This window comes from Streptomyces sp. NPDC048295 (assembly GCF_040652135.1).
Lineage (GTDB): Bacteria > Actinomycetota > Actinomycetes > Streptomycetales > Streptomycetaceae > Streptomyces.
Genome location: NZ_JBEZLL010000032.1, coordinates 1 through 17,880 on the forward strand (window position 1 = coordinate 1; position 17,880 = coordinate 17,880).

The following is a 17,880-nucleotide window of genomic DNA, read 5'->3' on the forward strand; positions in this document are numbered from 1 at the left end:
CACCGTCAGGTCATCGGCGAAATGCCGGTCGCCGGTGGCGTCGGGCACGTACTTCACACAGACAACGATCCTCAAGCTCACGCCGGCTCTCCTACCTGGGTGTGGTTCGTAGGATTGACGATATGGCACTCAGTACCCTCTGTAAAGGAACCTGGTGCCAGAACGGGCCTTCCGGTGCTACGTTCCCGGCATGACTGACGCGCGCAGACCAGCGAAGAAGGCCCCCATGCGGGAGGTTCTCGCCGAGGCGGCCTTTCAGCTCTTCCTGGAGCGGGGCTTCGAGCAGACCACGGTGGACGACATCGTGGCGCGGGCCGGGGTCGGGCGCCGGTCGTTCTTCCGGTACTTCCCCTCCAAGGAGGACGCGGTCTTCCCGGACCACGAGCGGTGCCTCGCCGACATGGTCGCGTTCCTGGCGGAGGCCGACGACCTGGAGCCGGTGGAGGCGGTGAGCGACGCGGCCCGGCTGGTGCTGCGCATGTACTCCGCCAATCCGGAGTTCTCCGTCCAGCGCTACCGGCTCACCCGGGAGGTGCCCGGACTGCGCACCTACGAACTGTCCGTGGTGCGGCGGTACGAGCAGACGCTGGCCGGTTATCTGCGCGGCAGGTACGGCGAGTCGGACGACGGGGCGCTGCGCGCCGAGGTGATCGCCGCGTCCGTGGTCGCCGCGCACAACAACGGGCTGCGGACATGGCTGCGTTCGGGCGGCGAGGGGGACGCGGAGGCCGCCGTCGACCATGCGCTCGGGATGGTGCGCCGGGTGTGGGGGAGCGGGGCGGCCGGGAGTGCGGCCACGTCCTCGGCCGAAGGTGACGTGGTGGTGATGGTCGCCGCGAAGGGGGCTCCGATGTGGCGGGTGGTGCAGCAGATCGAGTCGGTCATCGGGCAGGACTGACCCCTCGGTACGGCCCGATCTGGCACTGAGTGTCTTTACGTTTCGACACTCAGTGCCCTATGGTGCGGACGCGCCGACGCGCAGGCGCGGCGCATCCGAGCCGAGCGCAGGGGGTCGAACGTGTCCCAGTCATCGAATGGCACCGTGCAGGCGGTGCATGAGGAAGCCGGCCTGAACTACCACCGGTGCCGCTGGTGCGGCACGGCCTCCTTCCGGAGGCTGCTGTGCCCGGTGTGCGCGTCGAGCGACCTGAAGCCCGAACACAGCGCCGGGCTGGGCGTCGTGGTGAGGTCGGGGGTCGTGCACCGCTACACGGAAGCGGCGCGCAACGAGTCCCTCGTCCGGCTTCCCGAGGGCTTCGTGTTCCGCTGCCGAGTCGTCGGCGCCGCGCCGCACCTGGTGGTGGCCGGCGCCCGGGTCCGTCCGGTCGCCGGTGGCGACGCCGATGCGGGCGAGGTGGTCTTCGAGCTCTGCGAACCACCCGTGCGTGACGAGTGGTTCTGAACGCGGCCGGGTTCCTTCCGGCCCCGGTCGGGACGGCACCGCACCGGACGGGAAGCCGATGCGGCAGCCACGCGCGGCCCGGGGCCGCCTCAACGCGCGGGCCCCGTCGACGGTTTCGACGGTGCGGCTGTCCGCGTCGTCCCGGAGTCCGGCCCCGACGGCTGCGGGGGGAGAGCCCCGAGCCGGTCGAGGGCCGCTGCCGTCAGCGCGCTGATCGCCGGGGGCAGGGCCGTGCGGACGGCGGGGGCGAAATGCGGGGAATGGTTGGGCGGGACATGCCCGGGGGAGACGGCCCACTGCTTGGGGCCGACGACCCCGAACATCCAGTAGACCAGGGGGATGCGGGCCTCACCGTGCACGGCGAGACCCGCATCGCCGTACAGGGAGAAGTCCTCGGCCGCCATCGACGGCGGCCAGGTGCCGACCCGTTGCGGGCCGTAGAGGGCGGTGTGGACTTCGCGGATCTCCCGGGTCGCGGTGGGGTCGCCCCACAGCGCGGGTGAGCGGGAGACCGTCGTGAGGTCCGGTTCGCGCGGGCAGGCCGAGGCGCTGCATTCGGCCCGTACGATGCGCTCCACCGCAGTCAGGGCGCGGTTCAGCGACTCGTCGGTGAGCGCCCTCAGGCCGATGCCGAGGTCGGCGGTGTCCGGGACCACGTTCACCGCTGTGCCCGCCCGCACGGTGCCGACGGTCAGGGTGACGTGTTCGGCGGGGGCGCTCTCGCGCGAGACGACGGTCTGCAGGCGGCTGATCACGGCCGCCGCCGTGACCACGGGGTCGACGGTGAGGTGGGGGGTGGCGGCGTGGCCGCCCCGGCCGTGCAGTACGACGTCCAGGGCGGCGCTCGCCGCGGCGACCGGGCCGTGGCCGTTGCCGTGCGCGACCATTCCGGCGGGCAGCGGTGCCGTGTGCTGGGCCAGGACGACGTCCGGTCTGCCGAAACGTTCGTACAGGCCGTCGTCCAGCATCGCGCGGGCTCCCGTCAGGGTCTCCTCGGCCGGCTGGCCGAGGACGACGAGGGTGCCGCGCCAGTGCGCGGTGGTGCGGGCCAGCAGCTGCGCCGTGCCGATCGCGGCGGCCAGGTGCAGGTCGTGGCCGCAGGCGTGCATGGCGCCGTTGTCGCTCGCGTACGGGAGGCCGGTGAGCTCTTCCAGGGGCAGGGCGTCGAGCTCGGCGCGCACGTACACGCGCGGGCCCTCGCCGTTGCGGAGTTCGCCCACCACGCCATGGCCCCCGACACCGCGGGTCACCTCGCAGCCGATGGCGGCGAGCCGGTCGGCGAACAGTGCGGCCGTACGGCGCTCCTCGCCGGAGAGCTCCGGGTTGCGGTGGACGTCCAGGTAGAGGGTGAGGGCCGGGCGGACCGCCTCACCGGCACGGGCGAGGGCGGGGTGGGTCCGGGACATGACGGGGCTCCTCGGCGGATGTGTGCGGCTGTCACTGTCGGGCGCTGGCGCGGCGTGCCAGCGATGTGTGTGCGGGAGGCATGCCGAACGGTGAGCGACGACCGGTGGAATGAGTGGCACACACCGGCAGCCGGCCACCCCGGCCCGGGGCCCCGATCAGGAGGAGACATCATGAACAAGGACCTGAGCACCCTCGCCGACGAGATCCTCGAGCTCGAGGCCGAGACCTTCGAGATCTCCGACTACTCGGACGCCAGCGAGGTCGTGCTGGCCGGTTCCACCAGCACCAGCTCGACCTCGACCTGCAGCTCCACCACCAGCACCACCTCCTGCTCCGCCTGACCGGACATCAGTAGTCGGCAACCGCAGGGTTCGCGCCCGGTATCCGTTCGCACGGGTACCGGGCGTCCCTCGTCTCCAGGACCGCCTCCGTCTACGGGAACGGGTGCGGGACCATCCGGATCTCGGCGTCGGTCAGGTCCGTGGCGCGGTGCCCGCCGCGTCGCAGGGCGGTGCGCAGGCGGGGCATCAGGGGCGCGCGCTGCCGGTTCCAGCCGAAGTCGATCGGCAGGAGCCCCGGCACCAGGGTGCTGACGGTGCGCAGGCCCACGCGTTCCTGCTCCGGGGTGGTCTGGTCGACGACGATCACGTCATGGCCGGCCCGGACGAGTTCGCCGATGACGGCGCCGGCGTCGTCACGCAGGTCGCCGGTGCGGGGCCGGCCCGCCGACTCCCAGCCCCCGTAGACCTCGCCGAAGGGGCGCACGGCCAGGGGCTCCAGATAGCTGCGGGCGTGCTCGGCCATCCTCGGCAGCCCGTAGAGCTGGGCGTGGTCCTTGAGGTGACGGACCCGGTGGAAGTCGTCCGCCATCGCCTCCAGTTCGTCCCGGCGTTCCTCGGTCTGGCGGGAGAGATGCGGGATGTAGGTGAGCACCTCCGACAGGGCGCCCTCGACCGCGCCCAGCGGATCCAGCGAGGCGGCCGCCGCGAAGGACAGGATGCCGGGGCCGCCGTCGCGGCGTACGGCCACCGCGGTGACCACGGGGACGGCCAGGTCGATGCGGTTGTCCAGCGCGTGTACGTCGTAGCCCTGGAGCGAGGCCCGTTCCGCCATCACGGCGGCGGTACGGCTGCCGACCGTCCTCAGATCGATCTCGGTGAGGCGGGCATTGCCGTACCAGGCGTTGAGGAAGGCGTCGCGCTCGACGAGTTCGAGGAGGCCGCCGAGGACCGCTTCCTCCAGACAGCCGCCGATGGCGCAGCCGTTGGAGCACTCGAAGACGAAGTTGTCGGCCGCCAGGCCGGCGCTGTAGTAGACGAGACGGGAGGGGACCAGGACCGGCCGGTCGTCGCGCAGGGACCAGCCCCACTCCCAGGGGATGGCACGGTCCGGGTCGAACGGGTCGACCAGCGGGTCGTCGCGGTAGGTCCGCGGGTCGTAGAAGCCGCAGACGGCGGGGTCGACGGCGTCCGCCTTCAGCTCGTTCCACGAGCCCATGACGGGGGTGGACCGGCCGCGCCGGTGGGTTCCGGCGTAGCGCTCCAGGCCTTCCAGGAAGGCGAGGGTGCGGCTGGTGGAGAAGGAGTTCTCCTGGCCGCTCCAGGTGACGTCGTTGAGCCCGGCGTAGCCGCGTACGAAGACGCTGCCGGCGACCGGTGCGGTGGTCGGGGACGTGACGTCGAGCCAGGTGCCGCCACCGAGCGCGCCGCAGACCGGGTTGGCGAGGGCCTCCTCCGGAATGGCGTACGAGGAGGCGTGGCGCAGCCGGTAGCGGCCCGGGTCGGGCTTGGGCCGCGTGGCGAGGGTCAGCGGGCGGGGGCCGGCAGGGGGGCGGGGCGGGGCGCAGTCGGGACAGAGCGGGTCGGCGAGGAGGGGGTACGTCCGTGTCCGGAGGGACCTCAGGTCGAGTCGGGAGACCTGGGGCAGGCTGCGGTCGGCAGGCCCGGGGGCGGGGGATTCGGCGCCCGGCCCGTCCAGCACCGCCCGGCAGAGGGCGGCGACGGCGTCGTAGACGTGATCGGTGAGAAGCGGCCATGCCCCGGCCGGGCGTGGGCCGTCGGGGCCCCCGGTCTCCAGTGCGTCGCGTTCGCTGCGGCTGCGCAGCCGTTGCCAGCGCATCGCCAGGCAACGCCCACAGGCGGGGGCGGTGCCGTCGCCGCCCCACGGCCCGACGAGTACGGCGGACGCGGTGAGGTGGATGCGCGCCTCGGCGCGGACGGAGGCCCAGGGGTCCGGGGCTCCTCGGTCGCCGGGGGCGGCGTCGGTGGTGCCGACGGGGACGACGGGGGCGTCGTGGCCGAGGCGGCCGGCGAGCGCGGAGCGGAGCTGGGCCCGCGCCAGTTCCATCGGCTGTGGCAGGTGCCGTGCGGCGGTGGTCATGACGTCCTCGTCCAGCGGAAGGTCTTGACGGCGATCGCGCCGAAGACGAGGGCGAACACGGCGAGTCCGGCGCAGCCCACCGCGACGTCGGAGGCGTCACCGCGTCCGGCCAGCGCGTGGGACACCGCGTCGTTGAGGTAGCGCAGCGGCATGACCAGGGAGAGCTTCTGGAGCCATTCGGGCATGGCGTCGAGCGGGAAGAAGGACCCGGAGAGGAACGCCATGGGCAGCATCAGGAAGTTGGCGACGGCCGCGACGGACTCGGGGGTGTTGGCGAACGAGCCGATGATCACGCCGAGCAGCAGGAAGGTGGTGATGCCGAGGATCAGCACCGGGATCAGCAGCGGCCAGCCGGAGGCGGGTTCGAGACCGAACAGCGGCAGCATCGCGACGCCGACGAAGAGCACCGACTGGACGGCGCCCACGACCAGGGCGATGACGTAGCGGGAGCCGATGACGGCGGACAGCGGGGCCGGGGACATCCGGATCAGCCGCAGGATGTCGTCGGTGCGCCACTGCATGAGCGTGAACGCGATGCCGAACACGGCGGCGTTCGCCACACCCCAGGACAGGACGCCGGCGGCGGTGTACGAGAGGTAGGACAGGCCGCTCTCCTCGACGTCCTGACCGCGGAAGATCAGACCGAAGACGACCAGGAAGAGGAGCGGGAAGGCGAAGGTGAAGAAGAGGGTGGTCTTGTCGCGGACCTGGGCGCGGTATCCCGCTCCGGTCAGTGCGGCGTAGGCGCTCATGGCTGCTGCTCCGTGTTCTCGGTGTTCCGGCGGGCGCCCTGCGGGGCACCGGTGAGCCGGGCGGTCAGATCGAGGTAGACGTCCTCGAGACTGGCGGTGCGGGTCTGTACGCCGTCGAGACCGGTGATCCGGTCGACCGCGCTGAGCACCCGCCCGGCCGCGCGTGTCTCCAGGACGAGGGAGCCGCCCTGGACGGTGACCCGGTCGACACCGGAGATGGCCGCCGCCTCGTGTTCGTCCAGCCGCCCCAGCGGCAGCATCAGCCGGCTGGGGACCTCGGAGGCGCCGACGAGGTTGTGCGGGGAGTCGGTCACGGCGATCGAACCGTTCACGAGGATGGCGATGCGGTCGCAGAGCGCCTCCGCCTCGTCGAGATGGTGCGTGGTGTAGACGATGGTGCGGCCCTCGGCCTTCAGCCCGCGCAGCACCTCCCACAGGGCGCGGCGGGCCTGCGGGTCGAGGGCGGCGGTCGGCTCGTCGAGGAAGATCAGCTCGGGGCCGTGGACGAGGGCGGAGGCGATGGCCAGGCGCTGGCGCTGGCCACCGGAGAGGCTCTCCACCTGTACGTCGCGCTGCTCGGTGAGCCCCACGGAGTCCAGGGTGGCTTCGACGGACTCCCGCGAGGCGCCGAACAGAGCGGCCACGGTGCGCAGGTGTTCGTGCGCGGTCTGCCGTACGAAGAACGCCGAGGACTGGGTCTGTACGCCGATGCGGGGGAGCAGCGCGGTGTTGCGCGGCCAGGGAGACTCTCCGAAGAGGGCGACCGAGCCGGTGTCGGCCCGGCGCAGCCCCTCCATGATCTCCACCAGGGTGGACTTGCCCGCGCCGTTGGGGCCCAGGAGGCCGAAGAACTCGCCCCGGTGGATCTCCAGGGACACGTCGTCCACGGCCTGACGGTCTCCGTACCGCTTGGAGACCCCCTGTACTTGCACGGCGGTGGTCGGGGGGTTGTCTTCGGCGGGTGTGGATGGCATGGCCTGTACCTCACTCATGTGGTGCCTGGATCCTTGTGGTCGGGTGGTGTTCGCGGGGGCCGGGTCATCTGAGCAGCAGGAGCACCACCGTGCAGGTGCCGGCCAGGGCGAGCAGGAGCAGGACCGCCGATCCGATGCCGTACGCCGTGTAGATCCGTCGCGCCCGGGCGGGGTAGGCGGCGGTGGCCCCGGCCTTCCCGCGGCTGCGGCGCAGCGCCAGATAGGCCCGGGTCTCGGGGGCGAGGTGGGCGGTGCCCAGGGCGTGGCCGAGCATGCGGTAGCCGTCGAGCGGGGGCAGCGGGACGAGGTTGCTGAGCCCCTGGACGCTGCCGAGCAGCAGCAGGCCGGCGAGGAGGGAGCGTGCCGTGTCGTCCGCGGGGAGCACGAACCACCAGACCCCGAACGGCAGGAGCAGGAGCATGTTGATGTACGCACCCGCTCCGGCGACCACCAGCTTGGCGCGCAGGCCGGGGAGGAAGAGGTAGTCGTCGACGGAGCAGTACAGCATCGCGGCGGGGAACCGCCAGCGCAGCCCGATCTCGCCGACGTGGCCGCCGTACTGCTGGGCAGCGACTCCGTGGGCCAGTTCGTGGACGGTGATGCTGAACCAGAGGAACAGGGCGACGGCCGCCAGGACCACCGGTCGCCTGATCAACTCGGCTGTACCGTCCAGGAGTTCACCGGCATGCAGGGTGAGCGTCAGCACCATCACGAGGACGGCGGCCAACAGGGGGAGCTGGACGGCCCGGTGGAGCAGGGGGCGCAGCACGCGGTGCAGCCGTGAGGTCGTCGCGTCGGCGTCGGCGATCAGCCGGCGGGTGCCGCGCCAGAAGGTGTTGGCGCGCTGCGGGGCCGGTGCCGGGGGCGGTGGATCGGGGGCGCCGTCCAGCAGGCCGCGGGTGCCGAGGAGCCCGAGCAGCAGGTTCCAGTTGTCCTCGGCGAGGCGGCGGCCGAAGCGGGCCGCGTAGTCGGGCGCGAGGTCGTCGAGGTTCCGGGTCCCGTCGAGCCGGGAGATGACGAAGTGCTCCTTGACCCCGGCCTCGAACGCGGCACCGGTGACGGGGTGTCTGATCAGGTGCACGGTGCGGGGACCGCGCAGCAGGGGCGGGCTGAGCAGGACGCCGTCCCGGAGCGCGGGGCGGTAGGCCCGTGCCGCCGCGTGGGCGGCTGCCGCCGGTACGGGAGCGGCCGGCGGCGCGGCCTTGTCGGGGACGGGGGTCATGCGTCCGCCGCCTTCACGGGTGCCGCGCCCGGCTCCCGCAGCACCTGGCCGAGCATGAAGGACAGATACGCCTCGTCGCGGATCGTCACATGGAGCCGGTTGTTGGTCATGTGCATGTACGGGGAGAGCAGGCGCGGCAGCACCGCCTGCACCTGGGTGAGCCTCTCCAGCGGGGCTGCGTCCGCAGGCTCCGTCCGCTCCTGGCCGGTGTCCTCCCGCGCGGGGCCCTCCGAGACGGGGAAGAGAAGTTCGCCACGGGTGGTGAGGTCCACGATGCGGTCCCGCAGTTCGAGGCAGTGGGACGCCCAGCCCCGCAGGAACGAGGGGAGCCGCTCCAGTTCGCCCGCCGTGACCGCGGCACGGATCTCGGCGAACCGGCGGCCCAGCGGGGGTGCCATCTCCGCGTAGGTGCGCTCGTACTCCTTCGAGCCGATGAACCCCGTGCCGGGGAAGGCGCGGTGCCAGAACTCGTAGTAGCCGTCCAGATAGCCGGCGAGGCGGTCCTTCTCCGGCAGGAAGCAGCTTGCCATCACCATCATCAGTTGTGCGGAGGTGCCGAGCAGCACGGTGCGCAGATGCAGGTTCATGGTGCGGAAGGCGTCCATGACCAGGTCGCTGGAGTGCCGGAAGTGCCACTCGGCGAGCTCGACACCCACCGGCCCGCCGTACTTGGCGAACTCGGGGGCGTAGGGCTCCTCGCTGAACGAGTTGTTCTGCCGCAGGTTCATCCGGCCGTCCTCGCCCATGTACCGGTTCCGGTCCTCGCCGGGGAACTCGATGTCGAACAGGGCATTGTAGAAGTCCTTGAGGAAGCCGGAGTCCACCTCGTACAGGGCGGGGCGGGTACGGAGGAACTCGGTGAGCGCCTCCTCGGCGCGGCGTCTCACCTCGGCGGCGACGCCCGGGCCGGACGGGCGGAGCCGCAGCCGGACGTGCGGGCCCTCCAGCCAGTAGTTGATGAAGAAGTGGCCGCTCAGCAGCCCCTCCTCGGTGAGCCGGGCCACCAGGGGGCGGATGCAGTGGACGAGCATCGGCTGGGGGCTGGCGGCGTAGAAGATGTGCAGCGCGATCCACTCGCCCGGTTCCGTCGGCTCGGATCCGGAAAGGGCGGGGCGGGGCGATATCAGTTCCGGCATGTCGCGTCGTCCTCGGTACGGGGGCGGGAGGTGAAGGTCTCTACGGCCAGCTCGGCCACGTGGCGGCCCTGCTCGGACGTCAGGTGCAGTCCGTCCTCGGCCGGGAGCATCTCGCGCAGGACCACGGCGACACCCGGTTCGCGTTCCACCAGGGCCTCGAACGCGGTCAGCGACAGGGGGCTGTCGAAGTCCAGATAGAGGGGTTTGGCGCCCAGGGCCCGGCTTCCGTCCCGGAGCACCGTCGCGAACACCTGGTCCGGCAGGCCATGGGTGCGGCGCCAGCGCTGCCAGTCCAGGTACCACCGCGCCTCGTCCGTCCCGGGGCTGCGGACGGGGAGCGTGGTGGCGTCCGCCGTCCAGCTGCGGCGCCCGATCACGATGTCGCCGTGGACCACGCGCGGCCTGCGGGTGACGCCGTCCACCGCCTCGGCCTCGGGAACACCGCCCCAGATGTCGAGCGGCGTCATGGTGCTCGGCGAGAGCAGCAGCAGCGTGCGGGGGATCTCCGGCAGGGCCACCGGGACCAGGTAGCCGAGGTAGACGGGGACGACTTCGCACCCCAGCCGGTGCGAACGCAGGACGAGACGGTCGGTCCCCTCGTCGTGCTCCAGGTACAGGTCGTCCAGGTGCAGCCGGTCGGCCTCCGGGACGGTCGCGGTCTCGCCGGGGCACACGATCTGGTAGTCCGTCAGCCGGCCGTGGAGATTGAGGTTGCTGGTGACCGGACCCCCGGTCAGCTCGGCGAACACCGCACCGTCGGGCTGCCGCGCGCGGTGCTCGGCACGCAGCCGGTCCGACAGCCCCGGTCCGGCGGGCGGACCGGCCTCACCGGCCCCGTCGTGGACATGGGTGAAGCGGCTGAAGGGGAAGGCGAGCCCGCCGTACGAGCGGTTCAGCACGACCAGCGGGCCGCCGGGGTGTTCCGGGCCGGGGGCGGCGACCTGGATGTGATGGCTCTGCGGAACGAAGTCGCCCACCAGAGGCGCGAGTTCGTCGCCGACGGCGGTGAGCAGTTCCCGGGGCAGCCGGATCTCGTCGGATGCGCCGTTCTCCTGCCACTGCTCGCGCATGCCCGCCACGAAGCGGCGGCGGGCGCCGTCCAGGGTCCGCAGCGAAGTCTGACCGAGCCAGTTCTCCTCGGGAACGTACTCGCCGTTCTCGTCGAACGTGCTGCGCTTGCCGGTGAAGGAGACGTACTGGTCGAACAGGTCCTCGTGGAAGTCGTGGACGAGACCGAGCAGGTCGTCGCAGCGCCCGCCGCGTCCGTAGCGGGCTGCGAAGAAGCCGCGCAGGGTGAGGCGCTGGGGCAGCGTGATGTCGAACATCGGCAGGATGCCCTCGACCTCCCGCAGCGCCCGGCCCGTCGCACCGGTCAGCAGTCCGCCCCCGCGGACCGGGTCGTCGCCGGCGCTGACGTCCTCGTACAGCAGGGTCTGCGGGAGCGCCGGTTCCGTGGCACCCAGTTCCTTTTGCACACACAGGAGTTGATCACGCAGGGAGTGCAGCAGGGTCCGCCGCTCGGTGAGCCCGGCGGCCGGGTACGCGGCCAGGCAGGCGGCCGGGCCGTCCAGGCCGGCGGCCACCGAGTCCGCCCACGGGGCCCCCAGGGCGCGCAGGGCCTGCTGGAAGGAGCGCAGCGGGTCCGGGCTGTGGACATCGGTGCGCAGACACGGTACCTGCACCATGCCGAGCTGGAGCAGAGCGGTGGCGTACCGCTCGCACTCGTCCGGGGCGGCGTCGTGCTCGGCCCGCAGCCAGTCGACGAGGTCGCGGTGGCGCAGACCTTCGCGGCTGCCGAAGAGGGCGATCAGGCGTTCCAGGGTGCCGCTCCTGCGGAGGTAGAACAGCCGGTCGCGGACCGCGTCGAAGGTGACGGAGGCGCTGTCGTCGCCCGTCGTCACCGACTGCCGTACGTAGCGGATGCGGTCCTCGTCGTGCCGCCAGCCCGGGGACAGGACGACCGGAAGGTCCTGGCGTCGTACGGGGTCGTCCAGGATCAGCTCGGCCAGCCGCCCCAGGGCGACGACATTGAGCCGCACATGGCTGCGCCACGTCCCGCCGATACGCAGGGCCGCGTCGCCGTCGTCCCGGGCGCCGTCGAAGGTGCCGGCCGCGACGGCGGTGAGGGTGCTGAACGGGCTGGTCTTGCAGGCCGTGCGGTAGAGGTAGGTGAGCGCGGAGCGCTCGATCTTCCGCATCCGCTTGCCGGGCACGGCGCTCGTGTCGCGCAGATACGCGTCGAGCCGGCTGTCGAGGGTCGGCGAGGCCAGCAGCAGCCCCAGCCGGAGCCGGTCCCGGGACAGCGCGCCGCGCAGCTCCGTGCGCGCCGCACGCAGCTCGCCGTCCAGCAACCCGGCCCCCTCGCCGAGGAGTTCCGCGTACCGGAGACGGTCGTCCAGCCATCCGGAGACCCGTGCGCCGGCGGCCCCGTCCAGCCGGGTCACCAGGCGTACGGCCGCCTCGGGGTCGGCGGGCAGCCGGTTGTTGAACACCTGGCGGCGCAGCCCCAGCAGGGCGCGACGGGCATCGCTGCCCTCCGCGTCGGCCGACTCGACCAGACCGTGCAGCAGATCGCTGAGGGCGGCGCCGCCCTCGGTCAGGCGGTCCTCCTGGGCCAGGACCCGGTCGGCCCAGCGGCGGGTGCCGGCACAGCGCAGGCCGTGGACGGTCTCCACGGGCAGGCCCGCGGCGCGCAGCAGGAAGCGCCGGCCCGGCTCCCAGCCGGCGGGGCGCCGGGGAGCGGTATCGGACGTCATGAGTGTCATCTCGGGTCTTCCCGTCAGGCGATCTCGTGGCGGAAGTCGGCGGGCCGGGGGCGTTCGTTGCCCAGCGGCATGATCAACAGCGGGGCCTCGTCGCCGTCCCCCAGACCGAGCTTCTCGATGAACGCGATGTTGTCGAAGCCCAGTGCCACGCCCGCGCCCAGCTCCAGCGCGGCCGCCGCCACGTAGAACGTCTGGGCCACGGCGCCCGCGGTGCCGACGGCCAGCCGGTAGCCGCGGTCGCCGACCGCGTCCAGGACGGCCGTCGTCCGCACCGTCGGCACGAGGACGGCGCCCGCCTGCTCCAGGTTGTAGTTGGCCAGGAAGTAGGTGTCCTGGAGGAACGCCCCCTGCGGGCCGGGTTCGACGAGCACCAGGTCGCCCGCCTCGGCGTCGTACACGTACGCACCCGGCTCGATGCCCGCGACATGGTTGACGAAGGCGTACATCCGGGCCGTCCGTACGGTGCCGTCCGGGTCCGCGTCGCTGTCCAGGGACGTCGCCGCACAGGCCGCCAGGACGGCGGACAGCTGCGCGGGGGTGACGGGGCGGGCCGCGTCGAAACGGCCGAAGCTGCTGCGCCGGGTGCGCAGGGCCCGGCGCACGGGCATCTCGGGGAAAGCGGGGGCGGGCAGGGCGACCCGGGTGCCGTCGGCGGGGGCGGGCAGGGCGGCTGCCGCGGCGAGGGCGCCGGGAGCGGGGCGGCTCGTGGGGTCCGCCACGGCCGCCGCATGCATGGCGAGCACCGTCGGGAATTCCAGCACGGTGTGCGAGCGTTCGACGTCCCGGTGCCGGACCACGGGGTCCGGACCGGGGGCAGTGCGCGGTACCGCGCCGGAGCCCTCCCAGCGCAGCGGGACGACGGCGAAGACGGCTTCCTCCTCGCCCACGGTGCCGAGCAGTCCGTTCAGCCGGGGCTCGTCGAACCACATCACCGGTGCGGTGCGCAGGCCACGGGCACCGGCCCAGATCCGCCAGGTCTGGACGAGGGTCCCCACGTCGGTGGAGACCACATGGTACGAGAAACTGTTGTACTTGAACGCGTTCTGCCAGTACTTGACGCCCAGGATCAGGTACTGGTCGGTCTCCCGTGCCTCGGCGGGCGCGTCGGGTCCGAGCGCCTCGCGCACCCGGGCCGATACGTCACCGGTCAACAGCCGCTGCACGGCGTGCCGTTGGGTGTCGTAGTAGTGGATGCCGGGGGTGAGCGGGCCGGACGGGCCCGACGCCCAGTAGATGCTGACGGGGTACAGGCCGCCGCCGCCCGCGGTGCCCCGGGACCAGTTGGCGTGGGTGTAGAACGGCAGGCCGGACAGGTCGCTGTTGGCCTGGACGCCCAGGCGGCGGCCGGTCAGCCCGTAGGAGTCCTTGAGCATCGCGGACAGCAGCGGCAGTGTGAAGCCGCCCGCGCCGGCGGGCTCGCCGGGCCGCGGGAGCAGGCCGCGCCCGGCCGGGGCGTCGGCCAGGTCGTCGCCGTCGGGCAGGGCACAGGGCTCCACGCCCGGGAAGAACTTGCCCTTGCGCGGGCCGTCGGCCCAGTCGGGGACGAAGTCGGCGGGTTCCATCGGGATGCGGCCGCGGTGCAGGACGGCGTCGGCGTACTCATGGGCGAACCCCATGGGGTCGGCCCCCCTTTCGATGTGGCGTGCGGTACTGGCGGGCCGTCACGGAAACGGGTGGGGTGCGGGGTTGAGGCCGGTGTTGCGCAGCGTGGACACCGTCCGGGGCATGTGGCGGACGCGCTGGCGGGACCAGCCGAAGTCGATGGGCACCAGGCCGGGCACCAGGACCTTCACGGTGTGCAGGCCGAGGGCGCGCTGCTCGGGCAGGGTCTGGTCGACCACCACCACGTCGAACCCGGCGGCCGCGACGGCGCCCACCGCGCGCATCAGGTCCTCGCGGAGGTCGGCGGCCACCGGGGCGCCGTCGTCGTCCGGCCACGCCAGGTCGGCGACGGCGAGCGGCCGCCGGGGGTCGGGCTGCCGCAGCAGGAAGTCGGCGTGCCGGCCCATCTCCGGGACGCCGTAGACCAGGGGGTGGTCGTGGAGGGTGGTGACCCGGTCGAAGTCGGCGGCCATGGCGCGCAGCCGGGACTCGTCGCGCCGGGTCCGGCCGACCAGGTTGACCGAGTCGGTGGCGATCTCGCAGAGCGCGGAGTCCAGGGCCGACTCCGGGTCGAGCCCGGCGCCCGCCCCGAAGCACATGCGGCCGACGCCGCCGTCGAAGCGTTCGGCGCAGGCGGTGACCACCGGCACGGGGAAGGTGATCCGGGTGTCGAAGAAGCGGGCCCGGTAGCCGTACATGGCCAGTCGGTCCACCATGTGCCGGGTGCTGCGGCGGGTGCTGGTCGACGGGTCGATCTCGCGCAGCGGCGCCTGCCCGTACCAGGCGAGCAGGAAGGCGTCCCGCTCGATGACCTCCATCAGCCCGAAGTACACGGCCTCCTCCGGACTGCCGCCCGAGGCGCAGCCGTTGGAGCTCTCCTGCACGAACCGGTTCTCCAGGCCCGGCGCGTGGTAGTAGGCGAGGATCTCGGGGACCGGGCGCGGCTTGCCGTCCCGCAGGGACCAGCCCCACACCCAGGGGATCTCCCGGTCCGGGGTGAACGGCCGCACCCGCGGGTTCGCCCGGTAGAACTCCTCGGCGTACAGACCGGTTTCGCGCGGGTCGACGGCGTCCGGGCCGAGGTCCTCGTACGAGGCGACGAGGCGGGTGGTCCTGGCCCGGGCGCGCATCCCGGCGTAGCGCTCCAGCCCCTCCAGGACCCCGATGCGCTGACTGCGCGCGTAGGTGTCGGCGTGACCGCCCCAGAAGGTCTCCCGCAGGTACTCCCCGGAGCGGGTGGAGAAGCAGCCGATGGTGGCCGAGGTGGTGGTGGAGGCCACGTCGCAGATCACCGACGAGCCCAGTGCGCCCCAGTGCGGGTTGGCGAAGGCGTCCACGGGCAGCCGGTAGTCCTCGATCCGGCGCACCCGGAAGGCGCCCGGCCGGTACTTCGGCGCGGGCCGCGGGACGAACGCGGCCGCCTCGGCGGAGTCCGGCTCCGGCGCACCGCAGGCGGGGCATTCCGGGTCGGGTACGAGGGGATGGCTGCGTACGGTCATGGCCTCCAGGTCCAGCAGGTGCACCCGCGGATACGGTCCGGGGGACGGCTCCGCGCCGGCCAGGCCCGCCACCAGCGCCGCCGCCGCGGTGGCCGCGAACGGGATGCCGTACGGCCACTCGGCCACCGCCCGGGTGTCCGAGCCGAGTTCGAGTCCCTCGCGCAGGGGCACGGAGCGCACGCCCTGCCACCGGCGCTCCAGGCAGGTCCCGCACCCGGGGGCCCGGCCGGCGGCGGGCCACGGCCCGACCAGCACCTGACGCCCGTACAGGTGCACGGGCACGCGCGCGGCCCCGGTGTCCCCGGCGCCGTGTCCGGGTGTGGCGGTGTACGCGTCCCGGACGCCGAGCGGCGCCACCGCCACGGCCGGGGCCGGGCCGCCCGTGAGGGACCCGAGCTCGTCGAGCGCCTGGCGCAGGGCGTCGGCGAACCGGCGGGAGCACCCGGTCCGGGCGGTCCGCCCGGACCCGGCCGTGGGCTCAGCCGGCATCGGTGACCGTCCGGGTGAGCAGGACGCGCGCCGTGTGGATGCCCGCGGTGGGCAGGTCGGCGGCGTGCGTGGGCACCACCAGGGCGTCCCGGCCGTCGGCGGCGAGCCGTTCGAGGATCCGGGTCCACTCCACGGCCTCCCCGGGCGCTTGCGCCGGTTCGTCGCGGGTGACCGGGATCAGCGAGGCGTCCAGGTCCCGCAGCAGCGGGTCGCCCGTGTCGGGGGCGCCCGTCTCCGCGTCGGACCCGGCCAACGCCTGCGCCTCGCCGAGCAGGTCCCGTACGGCGTCCACGGCGGCCGCCGCCAGGTCCAGGGCGGCCCCGACGGACCAGCGGGCGGGTGCGGCGGGGGACACGGTCCTCGCCAGGACGACAGACGCGCCGGAGTGCGCCCGCTCACCGAGGTCGAGCAGTTCGACCGAGAGGCCGAGGTGGGTGGTGGACCGCAGCAGGAACGTCATCTCGGGGTCGTCACCGAAGGCCGAGGGCCCGATGACCGTCACGTCCCCGGCGCCCCGGACCGCCCGTCGCAGGGCGGCGTGGGAGAGCGCCGACAGCAGGCCGCAGGCCGCGGCCTCCGGCAGGTTCGCTCCCGCTCCCGCTCCGGCCCGCGTCGGTTCGAAACGCCGGTCGGCGTTGTCCGCCCCGAAGGGACGAACGGCGCCCGCGGGCACCCGCACCGCCTCCTTGGTGACGAGCGAGGTGGCGGGGGTCCAGGCGGTGACCGCGCCGCCGCCGGTGCCGGACGCGATGGTGAGCGCGTCCGGGACCACGGCGGGCAGCTCGTCGAGGGAGGCCTCCGAGGGAACGGCGGGCACCACGTGCTCGGCGTACACCGTGGCGGCGGCGTTCAGCGCCCGCAGCCGGGCCCCGGCGGTGTGGTGGACGTCGAAGGCGGTGATGGTCCGCGAGCCCGCCGGCCCCAGGCCGAGCACGACGGAGCCCACCTTCAGCGGGGTCTGGGTCAGGGGCTCGTCCGCGTACCGGGTGAAGACGCCCGCGTGCGGGTGGACGAGCGCGGAACGGCGCTCGAGTTCGGCGAGCGGGCCGCGGGAGGCGTCGTCGTCGGGGGCCGTGGCGACCGTCGGGAGGAAGGCCGGACGCGGCGGGACCGACGCCAGGTCGACCGGTTCCGGCGTACCGGCGGGGGCGGTGCAGAACGGACAGCGGGGGTGCGGGAGCAGCGGCTCGGAGCCGACGTCGAAGGACGCCATGTCCTGGATGAGCAACCGCCCCGTCGTCTCGGCCGGCAGTGCGCCGGTGACCAGGCGGAACACCTCGTATCCGAGCAGATTGCCGAGCATCGCGGCGAGCGGTCCCGAGGGCTGGGCACCAGGGGTGCCGGTGCCCAGGGCCAGCCCGCTCCACAGGTCCGCGGCCGCCGCGTCGGCCCGGCCGCCGGCGGCGCCCAGCCGCAGCGCGGCGCAGGACCAGCAGGACGTCGATTCCGGGGTCATCGCCGGACCGACGACGGCCCGGCGGCCGAACGTCCAGGCCGGAAGCAGAGTACGGCCCTCCGGCAGACCCTCCCGCAGCAGCGGCAGCACCGTGCCCGGGACGCCGGGGCCGCCGGCGGCCACGACGACGTCGTACCTCTCGTAAGCGGCCCAGCCCGTCGGACCGCTGCCCGGCTCCGGCAGCACCGACAGCTCGACGGGGCAGTCCTGCCCGGCCAGTTCGGCCGCCTCCTGATGGACCGTCGCGAACTCTTCCGCCGTGCTGCTCCCGGAGCCGTCCGCGAGGGCGGCGTCGACGGCGACCGTGGCGCAGCCGTTCCGGATCAGGGAGAGCGCGCACCAGCGCGCCAGCGGGCCGTCGCCGAGTACGGCGACCCGGGTGGCGCGGAAGCGGGCGAACCGGGCGTCGGCGTCGTCGGCGTAGTGGTCGAGGTAGGCGATCTGCTGGGCGAAGCGGGTGGCGGCGGCCGGAGCGGTCGCCGGGGCGGCGGCCGACTCCCGCGGATCCGGCACCGGGCGGGCGAAGTCACGCGCGTAGAGCGCCTTGACGAGTTCGCCCACCATGGCCTTCTGGCGTTCCCCGAAGCCCTCGCATATTTCCTCGACGGATCTGCTGCCGTCGAGGTGGGGTACGAGGAGCGTGGCGAACCTGTAGCCGGACTTGGCGGTGAGCTGGAAGCCGCCGTCGGCGTTGTGGAAGATCACGCCGGTGGGCGTCTCGGTGAACAGGACGTCGCGACGGACCCGCGGCCGGGTTCGGGCGATCTCTGCGTACGGCGTGGTTGTCATGCGTGCTC

The 17,880-nt window shown here is 73.3% G+C and carries 13 protein-coding genes and 1 pseudogene; 3 read left to right on the forward strand and 11 right to left on the reverse strand.

Features of this window, described 5'->3' with window-relative positions; genetic code table 11:
- Nucleotides 1–81, reverse strand: a pseudogene (locus AB0D53_RS34730) (electron transfer flavoprotein subunit beta); the annotation flags it as partial.
- A 109-nt stretch (nt 82–190) separates the two neighbouring features.
- On the opposite strand from AB0D53_RS34730, the gene AB0D53_RS34735 reads away from it, so the two are divergent.
- Nucleotides 191–898 carry a TetR family transcriptional regulator gene (locus AB0D53_RS34735; RefSeq protein WP_362453251.1) on the forward strand — a complete coding sequence of 236 codons (708 nt, stop codon included), beginning with the start codon at nt 191–193 and terminating at the stop codon, nt 896–898.
- Nucleotides 899–1,051: 153 nt separating this feature from the next.
- Nucleotides 1,052–1,402, forward strand: a complete 351-nt coding sequence (locus tag AB0D53_RS34740) for a hypothetical protein (RefSeq protein ID WP_362453253.1) — start codon at nt 1,052–1,054, stop codon at nt 1,400–1,402.
- A gap of 89 nt (nt 1,403–1,491) precedes the next feature.
- Here the strand turns inward: AB0D53_RS34740 and AB0D53_RS34745 are convergent, their stop codons facing one another.
- Nucleotides 1,492–2,808, reverse strand: a complete 1,317-nt coding sequence (locus AB0D53_RS34745) for an amidohydrolase (protein WP_362453255.1) — start codon at nt 2,806–2,808, stop codon at nt 1,492–1,494.
- Nucleotides 2,809–2,979: 171 nt separating this feature from the next.
- Between AB0D53_RS34745 and AB0D53_RS34750 the strand changes: the two genes are divergently transcribed.
- Nucleotides 2,980–3,150 (forward strand): thiazolylpeptide-type bacteriocin, encoded by a 171-nt coding sequence (locus AB0D53_RS34750; RefSeq protein ID WP_030757923.1) that lies wholly within the window; start codon nt 2,980–2,982, stop codon nt 3,148–3,150.
- Nucleotides 3,151–3,241: 91 nt separating this feature from the next.
- Here the strand turns inward: AB0D53_RS34750 and AB0D53_RS34755 are convergent, their stop codons facing one another.
- The 9 genes from AB0D53_RS34755 to AB0D53_RS34795 are packed head-to-tail and all read right to left on the reverse strand — an operon-like array spanning nt 3,242 to nt 17,872.
- Nucleotides 3,242–5,188, reverse strand: a complete 1,947-nt coding sequence (locus AB0D53_RS34755) for a TOMM precursor leader peptide-binding protein (RefSeq protein WP_362453256.1) — start codon at nt 5,186–5,188, stop codon at nt 3,242–3,244.
- Nucleotides 5,185–5,940, reverse strand: a complete 756-nt coding sequence (locus AB0D53_RS34760; protein ID WP_362453257.1) for an ABC transporter permease — start codon at nt 5,938–5,940, stop codon at nt 5,185–5,187. The genes AB0D53_RS34755 and AB0D53_RS34760 overlap by 4 nt, the downstream gene beginning before the upstream one ends.
- Nucleotides 5,937–6,932 carry an ABC transporter ATP-binding protein gene (locus AB0D53_RS34765; RefSeq protein ID WP_362453258.1) on the reverse strand — a complete coding sequence of 332 codons (996 nt, stop codon included), beginning with the start codon at nt 6,930–6,932 and terminating at the stop codon, nt 5,937–5,939. The genes AB0D53_RS34760 and AB0D53_RS34765 overlap by 4 nt, the downstream gene beginning before the upstream one ends.
- 46 nt (nt 6,933–6,978) lie before the next feature.
- Nucleotides 6,979–8,136 (reverse strand): M50 family metallopeptidase, encoded by a 1,158-nt coding sequence (locus AB0D53_RS34770; protein ID WP_362453259.1) that lies wholly within the window; start codon nt 8,134–8,136, stop codon nt 6,979–6,981.
- Nucleotides 8,133–9,272, reverse strand: a complete 1,140-nt coding sequence (locus AB0D53_RS34775; RefSeq protein ID WP_362453260.1) for a lantibiotic dehydratase C-terminal domain-containing protein — start codon at nt 9,270–9,272, stop codon at nt 8,133–8,135. The genes AB0D53_RS34770 and AB0D53_RS34775 overlap by 4 nt, the downstream gene beginning before the upstream one ends.
- Nucleotides 9,260–12,028 carry a lantibiotic dehydratase gene (locus AB0D53_RS34780; protein WP_362453261.1) on the reverse strand — a complete coding sequence of 923 codons (2,769 nt, stop codon included), beginning with the start codon at nt 12,026–12,028 and terminating at the stop codon, nt 9,260–9,262. Before AB0D53_RS34780 ends, AB0D53_RS34775 begins: the two co-directional genes overlap by 13 nt.
- Nucleotides 12,029–12,051: 23 nt before the next feature.
- Nucleotides 12,052–13,653 (reverse strand): nitroreductase family protein, encoded by a 1,602-nt coding sequence (locus tag AB0D53_RS34785; RefSeq protein WP_362453263.1) that lies wholly within the window; start codon nt 13,651–13,653, stop codon nt 12,052–12,054.
- 45 nt (nt 13,654–13,698) lie between these two features.
- Entirely contained in the window at nt 13,699–15,627 is a 1,929-nt protein-coding gene (locus AB0D53_RS34790; RefSeq protein WP_362453264.1) for a TOMM precursor leader peptide-binding protein, read from the reverse strand.
- Complete coding sequence (locus tag AB0D53_RS34795; protein ID WP_362453265.1) at nt 15,617–17,872, reverse strand: TOMM precursor leader peptide-binding protein; 2,256 nt, start codon at nt 17,870–17,872, stop codon at nt 15,617–15,619. Before AB0D53_RS34795 ends, AB0D53_RS34790 begins: the two co-directional genes overlap by 11 nt.
- Nucleotides 17,873–17,880 lie beyond the last annotated feature (8 nt).